The sequence below is a fragment of the Saccharothrix sabaoui genome (assembly GCF_051756985.1).
GTDB lineage: Bacteria > Actinomycetota > Actinomycetes > Mycobacteriales > Pseudonocardiaceae > Actinosynnema.
The window spans coordinates 1-12,750 of record NZ_JBPKJK010000036.1; the positions used below are offsets into that span (position 1 = coordinate 1).

At 73.7% G+C, this 12,750-nt stretch carries 12 protein-coding genes; 7 read left to right on the forward strand and 5 right to left on the reverse strand.

Annotation, left to right across the window (positions count from 1 at the left end; translation table 11 throughout):
- Nucleotides 1-552: 552 nt before the first annotated feature.
- The gene (locus tag ACR807_RS13940; RefSeq protein ID WP_438921710.1) at nt 553-1,038 is read right to left on the reverse strand and encodes a hypothetical protein; all 486 of its coding nucleotides are present in this window, start codon (nt 1,036-1,038) and stop codon (nt 553-555) included.
- A gap of 722 nt (nt 1,039-1,760) precedes the next feature.
- Here ACR807_RS13940 and ACR807_RS13945 point away from each other — a divergent pair.
- From ACR807_RS13945 to ACR807_RS13960, 4 genes are read left to right on the forward strand one after another with little or no spacing between them, the layout of a single operon-like run.
- Nucleotides 1,761-2,252 (forward strand): hypothetical protein, encoded by a 492-nt coding sequence (locus tag ACR807_RS13945; protein ID WP_438921711.1) that lies wholly within the window; start codon nt 1,761-1,763, stop codon nt 2,250-2,252.
- The gene (locus ACR807_RS13950) at nt 2,249-3,283 is read left to right on the forward strand and encodes a peptidoglycan-binding protein (protein ID WP_438921712.1); all 1,035 of its coding nucleotides are present in this window, start codon (nt 2,249-2,251) and stop codon (nt 3,281-3,283) included. The genes ACR807_RS13945 and ACR807_RS13950 overlap by 4 nt, the downstream gene beginning before the upstream one ends.
- Complete coding sequence (locus tag ACR807_RS13955; protein WP_438921713.1) at nt 3,280-3,966, forward strand: ABC transporter ATP-binding protein; 687 nt, start codon at nt 3,280-3,282, stop codon at nt 3,964-3,966. Before ACR807_RS13950 ends, ACR807_RS13955 begins: the two co-directional genes overlap by 4 nt.
- On the forward strand, nt 3,963-5,162 hold the full coding sequence (locus ACR807_RS13960) for an ABC transporter permease (RefSeq protein ID WP_438921714.1): 1,200 nt from the start codon (nt 3,963-3,965) through the stop codon (nt 5,160-5,162). Before ACR807_RS13955 ends, ACR807_RS13960 begins: the two co-directional genes overlap by 4 nt.
- Before the next feature lie 165 nt (nt 5,163-5,327).
- On the opposite strand, the gene ACR807_RS13965 is transcribed toward ACR807_RS13960, so the two are convergent.
- Both ACR807_RS13965 and ACR807_RS13970 read right to left on the reverse strand, forming a co-directional pair.
- Entirely contained in the window at nt 5,328-5,669 is a 342-nt protein-coding gene (locus ACR807_RS13965; protein ID WP_438921715.1) for a hypothetical protein, read from the reverse strand.
- Between the two features lie 424 nt (nt 5,670-6,093).
- A complete protein-coding gene (locus ACR807_RS13970) occupies nt 6,094-7,371 on the reverse strand; it encodes a glycoside hydrolase family 16 protein (protein ID WP_438921716.1) in 1,278 nt (425 codons plus the stop codon).
- A 356-nt stretch (nt 7,372-7,727) separates the two neighbouring features.
- Here ACR807_RS13970 and ACR807_RS13975 point away from each other — a divergent pair, with 356 nt between their 5' ends.
- Nucleotides 7,728-8,102: a hypothetical protein gene (locus ACR807_RS13975; RefSeq protein ID WP_438921717.1), complete on the forward strand. Its 375-nt coding sequence runs from the start codon at nt 7,728-7,730 to the stop codon at nt 8,100-8,102.
- A gap of 142 nt (nt 8,103-8,244) precedes the next feature.
- Here ACR807_RS13975 and ACR807_RS13980 read toward each other — a convergent pair whose 3' ends face one another.
- Nucleotides 8,245-9,357, reverse strand: coding sequence for a sensor histidine kinase (locus ACR807_RS13980; RefSeq protein WP_438921718.1), 1,113 nt, complete (start codon nt 9,355-9,357; stop codon nt 8,245-8,247).
- A gap of 41 nt (nt 9,358-9,398) precedes the next feature.
- The gene (locus tag ACR807_RS13985) at nt 9,399-10,055 is read right to left on the reverse strand and encodes a response regulator transcription factor (protein ID WP_438921719.1); all 657 of its coding nucleotides are present in this window, start codon (nt 10,053-10,055) and stop codon (nt 9,399-9,401) included.
- Between the two features lie 148 nt (nt 10,056-10,203).
- On the opposite strand from ACR807_RS13985, the gene ACR807_RS13990 reads away from it, so the two are divergent.
- Together ACR807_RS13990 and ACR807_RS13995 are read left to right on the forward strand one after the other, a co-directional pair.
- Nucleotides 10,204-10,695 carry a hypothetical protein gene (locus ACR807_RS13990; protein WP_438921720.1) on the forward strand — a complete coding sequence of 164 codons (492 nt, stop codon included), beginning with the start codon at nt 10,204-10,206 and terminating at the stop codon, nt 10,693-10,695.
- A 190-nt stretch (nt 10,696-10,885) separates the two neighbouring features.
- Nucleotides 10,886-12,532, forward strand: coding sequence for an alpha/beta fold hydrolase (locus ACR807_RS13995; RefSeq protein WP_438921721.1), 1,647 nt, complete (start codon nt 10,886-10,888; stop codon nt 12,530-12,532).
- The last annotated feature ends 218 nt before the right edge of the window (nt 12,533-12,750 follow it).

Sequence of the window (12,750 nt, forward strand, 5' to 3'; positions counted from 1 at the left end):
ACCGGTCGCCCAGTCGGCGGCCGGCGCGGCCTGCCGCCCATCGACCTGCCCGGACAAGCGGACCACCTCGGTCGTGTCGGCGACGACGCCGCGGTTTGCTCCGGTCATGGGTGGACGGCCTCCGTGTCGGTGGTGGAACGCACGCGCGGCGTCATCATGGCGCGCGTCGCGAACGGCACTTCGGCAATCCCCCGCAAGAGTGCCTGAACGGGAACGCCGACTTCCCGTGCCGACCTCGGGGCGGGCTTCCGCGGTGGTCGGTGACCGCATCGGATCGACGAGTCGCGTTCCCCGTCGGACGGCTCCCGGCGCGATCACGTCGCAGCGGTGCCCGCGGGACCGTCGAGCTCGCCCCGCGAGCGGCCTCCGGATGTCTCAGGTGGGGTCTGCCCGTTCGGGACCCGCCCGTTCGGGGTCTGTTCGGGTCGCACGGGCCGCTTGGCCGTTTCGAGCGCTTCGGTGTACCCGGGCAGTTCGTGCGGCGTCCGCCGCAGGTGTCCCCCGGTGACCTGTTCCTCGAACACCGCGTCCGCGGCGAGACGCAGGAACAACTCACCGGCGAAGGCGCCGGGAGCGGCTCACGTGGACCGGTGCCCGTCGTGACACCTCACACGCCGCTGCGGCGGTCACGTGGGTGATCGCGTGGAGCACCGCCCTCGCCGAGGGCAGCACCCCGCGGTCCAGTTCGGGCGAAACGACCCAGGCGCCCGCGTCGTCGGGCCGCGGCAGCACCAGTCGTGCCGAAGCCCGCAACTGGGCGACCCCCAGCGGCATGTCGGACCGAACGAGCACCAGGTCGTCGGCATCGCACAGGAACGCCACGCGCCCGTGGCCGGTGCGCAGGGCCGGGCCGCCGGTCCCGATCGACCTCAACCGCCCGAGAACCCGGGGCGCGAGGTGAGCGGGTACTTCGAACGCGGTGAGCCCCGCGGTGAGGGACAGCTGCACATCCCCGTCCACGACCTCGACCGGCCAGCCCAGGCGGGTGCGGTACCAGACGGCGCACTGCGTCTTCCGGGGCGGGGCCGAGTCCGCCACCGTCGACGCCGTACCGGCACGCTGTGGGTGAAGGACCACGTCTACCGCCTTCCGGGTTTCCTGCGCCAAGCACACCACGCGATCGGTGGCGTGATGCGGTGGCGGGCCGGGCGTTTGCCCACCCGTCCCGCCACCTTTGCCCACAAGTCCGGCCGACGACGCACCCGACCGTCCCTCCGGTACCGCCCCGTGGCGGTCGCCGCTGCACCGCCGGCCCGTCCACGTGGCACCCGGACCGGAGTGCCGCCTGCCGTCTTCCGCCCTGTTCGGCGGCAGGTGGTCCGTTGTGGATGGTGCCCGTCCGGCACGACGGTCGACCAGGTGCACTCGGCGGCGGCCGAGGCGGTCCGCGGGCGGGCTTCCTCCCGGGTGGTGCCGTCCTCGGACACGCCGGGTTCGGCCGCGACGTGCCCGGCGATCTCCACCCGGGAGCCGGCGAACGTGCCGTCCACGCCGTGCCACCAGAGGTCGGACCGGTCGGACCTCATGCCGTTGGTGGGCCGTGGTCCGCACTCCTGCCCGCCGACCTGCCGTCGTCCTCGTCCCCTGCGGACGCACGCGACGGAGTGAGGTACGTCGCACCGCGTGCGCCCGTACCGGCACCGCGAGCAGCACTTCCGCCGCGGTCCCGGGAGGACCGGGCGCCCGCGGCGGAAACCGCCTGGAAACACCCCCCTCGGTAGACCTGCTCCCGACGGACCTGCGAACCGAGGAGGAACGACGTGGGTACACGCCTGGGAGCACTGGTGCTGCTGTTCGCCGCGCTGGTGGTCGGCTGCGGCGACACGACCGGGAGCGGCGGCGGGAACGCCGCGACCGACGAGAAGACCAAGGCGTTGAAGTACGCGCAGTGCATGCGCGACAACGGCGTCGACATGCCCGACCCGACGTTCGGGGAGGACGGGTCCGTCCGGGGCGGCGTGACGGCCCTGGGCAAGGACGACGACCCGACCGCGTTCACCAAGGCCCAGAAGGCGTGCGAGGAGTTCCGGTCCTCCACCCACTTCGACCCGAACGACCCGAAGGTCATGGAGGAACGGCTGGAGTTCGCGCGGTGCATGCGCGAGCACGGCGTGGACGTGCCCGACCCCCAGGCCGGGAAGGGCATGGCGATCGACGAGGGCGGCGTGGACGACAAGACGCTCCAGGACGCCCTGACCGCGTGCGGCAAGGCCGGTTCCGTTCCCGCCGCACCCGCGGAAGGCGGCCGGTGAAGCGGCTCCCGGTGGTGGTCGCGGCGGCGGTGCTGGTCGCCGGCGCGGGTGGGGTGGCCGCGGTCGCGGTCACCGGGCAGGAGCGGGTCGCGGAGGTCGTGCCGGACCCGCCCGGCGGGACGGCCACCGCGGACCGGGGGGACCTGGTGCAGCAGGAGCAGGTCGGCGGCACGCTCGGCTACGCGGGCTCGTACCAGGTGACCGCGCGGGCCGGCGGGGTGTTCACCTGGCTGCCCGCGCCGGGCTCGGTCGTGCGGCACGACGAGCGGGTGTTCGCGGTGGACGACCGGCCCGTCCCGCTGTGGCGCGGCGACAAGCCGCTGTGGCGGCGAGTCGAGGCCGGTGTGGGCAAGGGGTCGGACGTGACCCTGGTCGAGCAGAACCTCAAGGACCTGGGCCTGTTCCCCGGCACGCCCGACGACGCGTTCACCTGGACCACGGCGGCGGCGCTGCGCGAGTGGCAGCGGGTGAAGGGCCTGGAGCGCACCGGCGCGCTCGACGTGGGCGACGTGGTGGTGCTGCCCGGCGAGATCCGGGTCACCGAGGTGACCTCGGTGCTCGGCGCGGGCGCGGGTGGACCGGTGCTGCGGGCCAGCGGCACCGGGCGGCTGGTGACGGTGGAGATGCCGGTCGCCAAGCAGGCCATCGCCCGCCAGGGCGCGGAGGTGGAGGTCCGGTTGCCCGGGGGCGTCCGGACGAAGGGCGCGGTCGCCTCGGTGGGGACGGTCGCGAGGAACCGCGACGACGGCACGGCGGTGATCGACGTGCTGGTCACCCTGGTCGACCCGGCGACGGCGGGCGGTCTGGACGGCGCTCCGGCCACCGTGCACTTCACCACCGAACGGCGCGAAGGCGTGATCACCGTCCCGGTCAACGCGCTGCTGGCGCTGCCCGGCGGCGGCTACGGCGTCGAGGTCGTGCGGCCGGGCGGGGTGGACCTCACCCCGGTGGAGCTGGGCCTGTTCGGCAACGGGCGGGTCGAGGTCACCGGCGTGGCCGAGGGCGCGGAGGTCAGGGTGGCCACGTCGTGACCCCGCCGGTGATCGAACTGGACCGGGTCAGCCGGACCTACCCCGGGCGCGTGCACGCGCTGCGGGGCGTGTCGCTGAGCGTGCACGCGGGTGAGCTGCTGGCGGTGGTCGGCCCGTCGGGATCGGGCAAGTCCACGATGCTCCAGCTCATGGGCACCCTCGACCGGCCGACCGAGGGCGTGGTGCGGCTGCTCGGCCACGACGTGGCGCAGCTGGACGACCGGCAGCTCGCGGCCGTGCGGGCGAAGCGGATCGGGTTCGTGTTCCAGCAGTTCCTGCTGACCGCGCACCTCACCGCGGCCCAGAACGTCGCCACCGGCCTGCTCTACCACGGCGTGGGCCACTCCGAGCAGATGCGGCGGTCGACCGAGGCGCTGGAACGGGTCGGTCTCGGCCACCGCGTCGCGCACCGGCCCTCGCAGCTCTCCGGCGGCGAGAAGCAACGGGTCGCCATCGCCCGCGCGCTGGTCTCCGGCCCGGCGGTCGTGCTGGCCGACGAGCCGACCGGCGCGCTGGACTCGGCCACCGGCGCGGGCGTGCTCGACCTGCTCCGGCAGCTCAACGACGAGGGCACCACGATCGTCGTGATCACCCACGACCTCGGCATCGCGGCCTCGCTGCCGCGCCGGGTCGAGCTGCTCGACGGCCGGGTCCGCCACGACAGCGCGTTGACGTCGTGGTGAGCGCCCCGCTCCCCCACCCGGCCCGCGTCCGGTTCCTCCAGCTGATCCGGGTCGGCCTGGTGGGCGTGGCCGGCCGACCGGGCAGGGCCGCGCTGTCGGCGCTGGGCATCGCGATCGGCGTGGCCGCGTTGGTGGCCCTGCTCGGCATCGGCGCGGCCGGGCAGGCGGAACTGGCCGCGAAGCTCGACGCGCTGGGCACGAACCTGCTCCGCGTGAGCGCGGGCAAGACGTTCACCGGCGAGACGAGCCGGTTGCCCCGCGAGGTCGTCGCGATGGTCGCCAGGGTGCCCGGCGTGCACCGGGCCGGCGGCACGGGCGAGGTGCGCGGCGCCACCGTGCACCGCACCGACCTGACCGACCCGCGGTCCACCGGCGCCGTCCAGGTGCTCGCGGCGCACCCGGACCTGCCGGACGTGGTGGGCGCGCGGGTGCGCACCGGCACGTGGCTCAACACCGCCACCGGCCGGTACCCGAGCGTGGTCCTGGGCTCGGCCGCGGCCGAGCACCTGGGCGTGGACGCGCCCGGCACGCAGGTGTGGCTGGGTGGCCGCTGGTTCACCGTCCTCGGCGTGCTGGCCCCGGTGGAGCTGGCGGCCGAACTGGACCGGGCCGCCCTGATCGGCTGGGAGGCCGCCGAAGCGCTGCTCGGCTTCGACGGCCACCCCACCACCGTCTACGAGCGCTCCGACGACGACGCCGTGCGGCGGATCGCCGAACTGCTGCCGGGCACGGTCAACCCGCAGAACCCGAACGAGGTCGAGGTCAGCCGCCCGTCCGACGCGCTCCAGGCGAAGATGGCCGCGCAGACCACCTTCGCCACCGCCTACCTGGGGCTCGGCGCGGTCGCGCTGGTGGTCGGCGGCATCGGCGTGGCCAACACGATGGTGGTGTCCGTGGTCGAGCGCCGAGCCGAGATCGGCCTCCGCCGGGCCCTGGGCGCGGGCAGGAGGCAGATCAGGACCCAGTTCCTCACCGAGGCGGTGCTGCTGTCCCTCCTCGGCGGCCTCACCGGCGTCCTGCTCGGCCTGGCGACCGCCGCCGGGTGGGCCCTGCACAGCGGCTGGCCGATCACCGTCCCGGCGGTGGCGGTGGCGGTGGGCGTCGGCTCGTCGGTCCTGATCGGCTCCGTCGCCGGCTGGTTCCCCGCCGCCCGTGCCGCCCGGCTGTCGCCCACCGAGGCGCTGAACGCCGCCTGACGCGACCACCCGGGTGGGCACCGCGTGCCCGGCGACCGCGATCGAGCGATCGAGCGGTCGCCGGGCACGTCCACGTGGTCGTCGCGGCTCCACCAGGCCGACCGGGGCCGGTGCGGGACACCGGTGCGGACGGCGCTCGGCCGTGCTCCTCGGTGACGAGGGGTCCTACCGGTCCGCCCGCGGTGGCACGGGGCTCTTGGCCCTTTCGAGCGCCTTGATGTACTTGGGCAGCTCCTCCACCGTCCGCCTCAGGCGCCCGCCGGTGACCTGTTCCAGGAACACCGCGTCCACGACGGCGCGCTCGACCTCCGGGTGCGCGCGGCGGAGGCCGTCCAGTGACGTGCCGTGCAGCAGGTCGACCACGCGCAGGCGGTCGGCGACCACGTCGAGCGTGTGCTTCAACCCGGCGATGACCCTGTCGGCCTCGGCCGGCTCCAGCACGAGCCGGCCGTCCTCGGCGAGGCGCAGGAACAGGTCACCTGCGAACTCCACGTCCCGGACGTCCACCGGGCCCCCTTCACCCGACGCCATCAGGCGGGCAGGCGGCGTGCGAGCGGCAGGTGCCCCGCAGGTGCCGGGGACCGGTGCGACGTCCCGCGCGGGGCTGCGGCGCGCGGACTCGCGCGGCCCAGCCGCCGTGTGGTCGTCAGCGCGCGCCGGACCTTCGACGACACGTCCGGCCGGGATCGGCACCGCGCGGCGGCAGGTCCCGTCGAGGACGTCACGAGGTCGTGCGCGGCCGGCACGGGCTCGGTGCGCCGGGTGTGGAACGCCATGGTCCATCTCCGTCCTTGGTGTCTCCGCCGAGCTGACCACGTGGTGCGCTTCCGGTGATCACCGCCGCACGGGCACCTGCCCGTCCGGACCACGCGATCCTCTTCCGCGCGTCCACTCGACGCCGCGCGTTCCGCCCGCGCGCCGACCGCCGGGCTCAGCCGGTGCACGGGCTCGGGGCCCCGCGCAGCGTGTCGAGGCGTTCGACACCACCGGACCGGAAGCCGGCGGCCTGCTGCACGACGTCGGCCGGCGAGAGGACGGCGTCCTGGGCGTAGTAGGTCCAGTCGACCTGCTGCACGTACGTGCTGCGGCCGCCCCGGTGCCCGGCGAGGTCCACGAACCACGAGTTGTAGTGCAGCGCCATGTCCTGCCGGGGGAGCACGGAGTGCCCCTCCTGGTCGACGGTGTGGTCCGCGACCAGGACGCCGTCGAGGTGGTAGCGCACGTGACCGCCTCCCGCCTGCACCACCAGCGTGTGCCAGCCGGCCGCGCTGCCGGGGACGGAGTCCACGGCCTGCTTGGCGTCGTACGGGTCGGCCCTCAGCGTGTAGAAGCTCGCGTGGCTGCGCAGCGGCTCGTTGCCGCCCCAGGCGCCGTTGGGCGTGTACTCGGTGAAGCTGAGTTGGCTGTAGAGGGGGTCGTAGTCCCCCTTCGCGGGCGAGAGGGCCAGGTACGCCTGCATGATGTGATCACCGTCCTCGCCGTCGACCGGCGCGTCGGCGAACCGGACACGGGTTGCGTAGGTCCCCTCTCGGAACCGCCGCTCGCCCTGGAACAGCTCGGCCTGGCTGGTGCCGGCCGCAGTACCGTCGGTGGAGGCGCTGAGCTGCGCGACCTGCTCCCCGTCCACGACCGGGAACGTGATGTTGTCCGCGGACCACGCCGCGCCCTGGGGACCGGGGCCACCGGCGTCGCCGCGCGCCGTCCACCCGGCCTCGCCCAGCCGTCCGTCCCGGCTGGAGGAGTAGCGGAAGTCGTCGAAGAACCGGCCGCAGGGCACGGGTGCGGGGACGGGCTGCCCCGGTGCCCGGGCGACGGGCGGTTCCTGGGCCGGGGCGGTCGACGACGCCGAACCGGACGGTGGCGGGGAGCTCGGCAGCGAGGCCGCGCCGGGCGCCGTCCTGGTGGTGACGGCCGTGGACGAGCCGGTGGAGGCCGCACCGGTGCCCCGGTCGCCGGTGCCCAGTGCGATCACGGCGGCGGCGACCGCCACCACCACGACCACGACCGGCAGGATCAGCGGGAACCGCGACAGCGGGACCCGGGGGAGGGAGAACCGGGCCGGCGAGAACCGCGGGAGCGGGCGTCCGGGCGGCTTGGCCGGCGACGGCGAGGCTCCTGACCGCCGCCTCCCCAGCAGGGGGAAGCGGGGCGGCGACAGCTTCGTCACCCGCCTCCGCAACCTCCAGAACCACTTGGGCGGCAGCACCATGTCCCTGTCCCTCCTCGTGCGGGCCGGTCTGGACGACGGTCACCGGGTGACGTGGACCAGGGCAATGCGCGAGTCGTGGTTGTGACCGCCGGTCGAGGAGGAACGTCCCCTTCGGGCACGCGGACCACCCGCACCCGCCCGGGGACCGCCACCTCCGGCTCGGGTCCGGTGTGTCGCCCGGGTGGACATCGGCCCCGGTGGGCAGCAGAACGCGACCCGACCGGTGCGCCCGGTTGGGCGTCGAGGCAGCGTCGGGTGCCCGTTCAGGCCGGCGCGGCGCTTCCCGTGCGCTCCGGTGGTCGCGCCTTGCCCACACTGTCGTCCGGAACCAACCCGTACGACCTTCGAGGAGTGTCATGCGCATTGCCCGTGGTGTTCGAAACGTCCTCGCGTCGGCCGCTGTCGCCGCGGTGGCCGCCGGCAGCGTCATCGCCGGCGCCGGCACCGCCTCCGCCGTCGGCTACAGCTTCACCCTGTGCAACTACGGCAGCGACTACCACTCCTACGCCTACTTCCCGGCGCGCGACATCTACAGCACGGTCGCCTGGGGCAACCAGTGCATCGTCACCACGCACTCCGGCGGCGAGGTGGTGGGCATCGTGATCAGCTCCAACAACCCCGAGGACTCGGCCCGGAGCACGCCGTACTACACCACGGACGTCTCCAACGACGTCTTCCACACCTACGGCAGCTACTGGAGCCCGGCCGTCAAGGCCCACGCCCACCGGTAGCCGGGGGCTTCGTCCCGAGGTGCCGCGCACCCGGTGCCGAGCGGAGTGCTCGTGCCGCGCGCCCACGCGGCACCAGCACCACGACGAGGTCCTCCGGCGGGGTCCGGTGCAAGCGGGGAGCGCGCGCCCGACGGGACCGGTGTCACACCGGCGACAGGCGCGACACCGGGATGCGGACCCGCACTTCGAGGCCGCCGTCCGGACGGGCGCGGGCGCTCACCTCGCCGTCGTGGGCCCGGGTGATGGACGTGAGGATCGCCAGGCCCAACCCCAGACCGCCGTCGGAGGACTCGCTGCGGCGCGGCCCTCTCCGGAAGGGCTCGAACAGCGAAGGCAGCACGTCGGCGTCGATGACCGGCCCGGTGTTCACCACCACCAGGCCCTCGTGGTCGAGGCGCACGGCGAGGGAGCCGCCGTCCACGTTGTGGCGGACGGCATTGGTGACCAGGTTGGTCACGAGTTGGGCGAGCAGCACGCGGTCGCCCAGGACCACGACCGGCTCGGTGACGACCTCCACGCTGATCGAGCGGGCGGCGGCGGTCGCGGTGTGCTGCTCCACGACCGAGGACACCACCTCGTGCAGCGGGACGGGAACGCGGTCGGCCAGTCCCTGATCGCTGCGGGCCAGCACCAGCAGGCTGTCGATGAGCTGCTCGGTACGGCGGTTGGCGTCCAGCATCTGCTCGCGGACCCGTGCCAGGCGCCGTTCGTCGGGATCGCGCAGGCCGATCTGGATGGCGGCGCGCTGGATCGCGAGCGGGGTGCGCAGTTCGTGGGAAACGTCGGCGATGAACCGGCGCTGGCTGTCGAACGACCGCTCCAGCCGGTCGAGCATCACGTCGAACGTGGCCGCCAGTTCGGTCAGCTCGTCGGGCGGGCCGTCGAGGGCGATGCGTTCGTGCAGGTTCTCCGAGGACAGCTGCCGGGCGGTGGCCGTGATGTGGTGGAGCGGCCTGAGCATCCGCCCGGCCAGCCACCAGCCGACGACCACCGACAGCACCGTCACCACGAGCAAGCCGAGCGCCGAGTACAGCAGCAGCGCCCCCAGTGCGGCGTTCGTGCTGGTCACCACCAGGCCGTCGGTGGCCTGCGCCACCCGGGGTTCCTCACCGGACAGGGTGGGCAGCGGAGCCACGGCGGGGGTGGACAGCGCTGCCTCGATCCTGTCGCCGACCGTGCGGGCCATCAGCAGGTAGACAGCGGCGAGGAGGACCGCGCCGGACACCAGCAGCACCGCCGCGTGGAGCAGGGTCATCTTCACCCTCACGGTGAGCCGCGGGGACACGAACCCGGCCATCACGGGATGCGGTAGCCGGCGCCGGGTACGGTCTCGATCACCGCGGGCTCACCGAGCTTGGCGCGCAGCTTCGACATCGTCACCTTCACCGCGTTGGTCATCGGGTCGGCGAACTCGTCCCACGCCCGTTCCAGCAGCTGCTCGGCGCTGACCGCCGCGCCACGCGCCCGCAGCAGCACCTCCAGTACGGCGAACTCCTTGGGGCGCAGCTCGACCCGGCGGCCGTCGCGGGTCACGACGCGCCGCGCCGGGTCCAGCTCCAGACCCCGCGCCACCAGCACCGGCGGCAGCGCCGGCTCGGCGCGCCGGGCGAGTGCCCGCAGCCGGGCGACCAGCTCCGCGTACTCGAACGGCTTGCCCAGGTAGTCGTCCGCGCCGAGGTCGAGGCCCGCCACCCGGTCCTCCAGGGTGCCGGCCGCGGTCAGCATCAACACCTTGGTGCGGGCGCCCGAGGCGATCAGCTCGCGGCAGATGTCGTCGCCGTGCATCCCGGGCAGGTCCCGGTCGAGCACCACCACGTCGTAGTCGTGCACGGCCAGCCGCTCGTGCGCGGACAGCCCGCCGTAGGCGACGTCGACCGCCATCCCCTCGGCGCGCAGCCCATCGGCCACCAGGTCCGCGAGGACCCGTTCGTCCTCCGCCACCAACACCCTCATGTCCGCCTCCGCTCGCGCTCGGACCAGAGCATGCCCCGTCCCGGGTTTCCCCGCCATAAGGCCGGCCGGGACGCCACCGGGAAACCAGCCTGAAACACCCCCCTCGGTAGACCTGACCACTGATGGGTCCACACATGAGGAGAACGACGTGAAAAGGCTCTCAGGAGCACTGGCCCTGCTGGTCGCCGCAGTGGTGGCCGGGTGCGGCGATGCCGGCGGCGGGGAGCGCTCCTCCTTGTCCGAGGACGAGAAGAACAAGGCGTTGAAGTACTCGCAGTGCATGCGCGACAACGGTGTGGACATGTCGGACCCGCAGTTCGGAGAGGACGGTTCGATCCGCATCGGCACGCCGGCCATCGGCCCGGAGGACGACCCCGCCACCCACGCGACAGCCCGCAGGGCGTGCGAGGAGCACCGGCCCGAGGCCCGCTTCGACCCGTCCGACCCGAAGGCGGGCGAGGAACGCCTCGCGTTCGCCAGGTGCATGCGGGAGAACGGGGTGGACGTTCCCGACCCGGATGCCGGAGGACGCGTCCCGGTGGACGAGGCGGGAGTGGACGACAAGACGCTCCAGGACGCCTTGTCCGAGTGCGGGCCGTCCGGCGGGATCCCCGCCGCACCCCCGGCGGGCGGTAGGTGACCCCGCGTCCCGCGGTGATCGCCGCGGCGGTGCCGGCCGTCCCACCGGCGTGAGGCGCATCGGCGGAAGGCCCGGACGGACCGCGGACAGCGGAGCGGGAAACGATTTCCAGTCGAAGCGGTGCTGCCGCCCCGCCTCGACGGCCGGCCGCGGCACGTCGCGGCCGGGTGAACCCAGAAAGGCGGATCAGATGAAGAAACGAGTGCTCCCGTTCGTCCTGGCGCTCGGGGCGGTGGTGCCGCTCGCCCCGATCGCCCACGGCGGGGAGCCGGGTCGAGGGCTCGACCGGTTCTACGAGCAGCAGGCGGTGTGGCAGGACTGCAACAACGTCTTCCCCCAGGCGTCCGCCGTCGACACCGGGGGCGATGCCGCGGATCCCGTCCCGGACCCGCCCCTCGTCCCGGCGTACACGGAATGCGCGAAGATCCTGGTGCCGAAGGACTACCGGCGACCGCAGGACGGAACGCTGGACATCGCGGTCAGCAGGCGCCGGGCCAAGGACTCGTCCGAGCGGCAGGGCTCGCTGCTGCTCAACCCCGGGGGTCCCGGCCAGGACGGCATCTACATGCCCGGCGACCTGCGTGACCAGGTGCTCGTCAAGCACTTCGACCTGGTCGGTTTCTCGCCGCGGGGCAGCGGGCTCTCCACCCGCCTGTGGTGCGACCTGCCGACCACGTGGACGGCGTCGACCAGGCCGACCGACGAGCAGATCGCCGTCATCGCCGAAGAAGCGCGCCACGACGAGCAGCGGTGCCGGGAAGCCGGTGGCGACCTGCGCAAGTACATCAGCACGGCGAACACCGCCCGGGACATGGACGTCATCCGCGCCGTCATCGGCGAAAGGAAGATCAACTACCTGGGGATCTCCTACGGCACCTACCTGGGCGCGGTCTACGGGAGCCTGTTCCCGGGTCGCCTGAACCGCAGCGTGCTCGACTCGGCGATGCACCCCGACTGGCTCTACTACGAGGCCACCAAGCAGCAGGCCGTCGCGTCGCGGCAGAACTTCGACGCCTGGGCCGCGTGGGTCGCGCAGCGCAACGACACCTACGGCCTCGGCCGCACCGCCGCCGAGGTGGAGTCGTCCACCGATGCCCTCGGAGCGCGCCTGGCCGAGGAGCCGGTGCCGTGGGTGGGCGGTCCGGGGCAGTTCCCGGTCGTGGACCGCAACGTCCTGGACCAGGTCCTCGGCAGCAACACCACGGTCCGGCCGAACTGGCACGTCACCACGATGATGGTCCTGGAGTTCCGCAAGGCGTCGGAGTCCGGTGCGCTGTCGGACGACGCCGCCGCCGCCCTGGGGATCGTGCTCGACCGGCAGGACACCGTCCGGGTCAACGGCAGCTACCAGGCCATCACCTGCGAGGTCGACTGGCCGACCGACCTGAACGTGTACTACCGCACCATGCGCTTCTACCGCGAGCACTACCCCTACGGGCCGGGTGCCATGGCCGCCGCGCCCAGCGTCTGCGCGTTCCGCAGCTTCACCCCGCTGGAGAAGGCGGTGCCCCTCAGGCGTGCTGGCTACCCCACGGGACTGGTCGTGCAGGCCGACTTCGACCTGAAGACCCAGTACGAGGGCGGTCCGGCGATGGCCCACAGGCTCCGCGACCGCCTGCTGACCGTCACCGACCAGGGCGGCCACGGGATGTACGGCCGCAACGCCTGCGTCACGCAGCGGGTCGACGACTACCTGATCAAGGGCACCCTGCCGGCACCGGGGGCCACCTGCGCCGGCGCGCCGCGCCCGGACGTCCCCGTGGACGGCGGGGTGGGCACGGTGCCGTCCGGGTCACTGGAGGCCCAGGCGAGGGCGTTGACGGGGCACCGCGGTTGACGACCGTCCCGGTGGTGCGGTCGAGTGCCGCACCACCGGGACCGCGATCGGGAACGTCGTCCGCTGACGGGTTCCTGCTGATCCGCACACCGCGGCGGTGGTTCGTGCAAGGAGCCGCGGGCCTTCGGGCAGTCGCCGCGCACGCGGCTTGTCGGCCGGGAACGGCTCCATGAGGCTGGCCGTACCGGGCCGGACCATGCGCCCCTGCTGCGGACCAC

Excerpts from the sequence above, each read along its gene's own strand:
- ACR807_RS13985 (WP_438921719.1), bottom strand. The coding sequence starts at position 10,055 with ATGAGGGTGTTGGTGGCGGAGGACGAACGGGTCCTCGCGGACCTGGTG.
- ACR807_RS13970 (WP_438921716.1), bottom strand. The coding sequence starts at position 7,371 with ATGGTGCTGCCGCCCAAGTGGTTCTGGAGGTTGCGGAGGCGGGTGACG.
- ACR807_RS13995 (WP_438921721.1), top strand. The coding sequence starts at position 10,886 with ATGAAGAAACGAGTGCTCCCGTTCGTCCTGGCGCTCGGGGCGGTGGTG.
- ACR807_RS13980 (WP_438921718.1), bottom strand. The coding sequence starts at position 9,357 with ATGACCCTGCTCCACGCGGCGGTGCTGCTGGTGTCCGGCGCGGTCCTC.
- ACR807_RS13975 (WP_438921717.1), top strand. The coding sequence starts at position 7,728 with ATGCGCATTGCCCGTGGTGTTCGAAACGTCCTCGCGTCGGCCGCTGTC.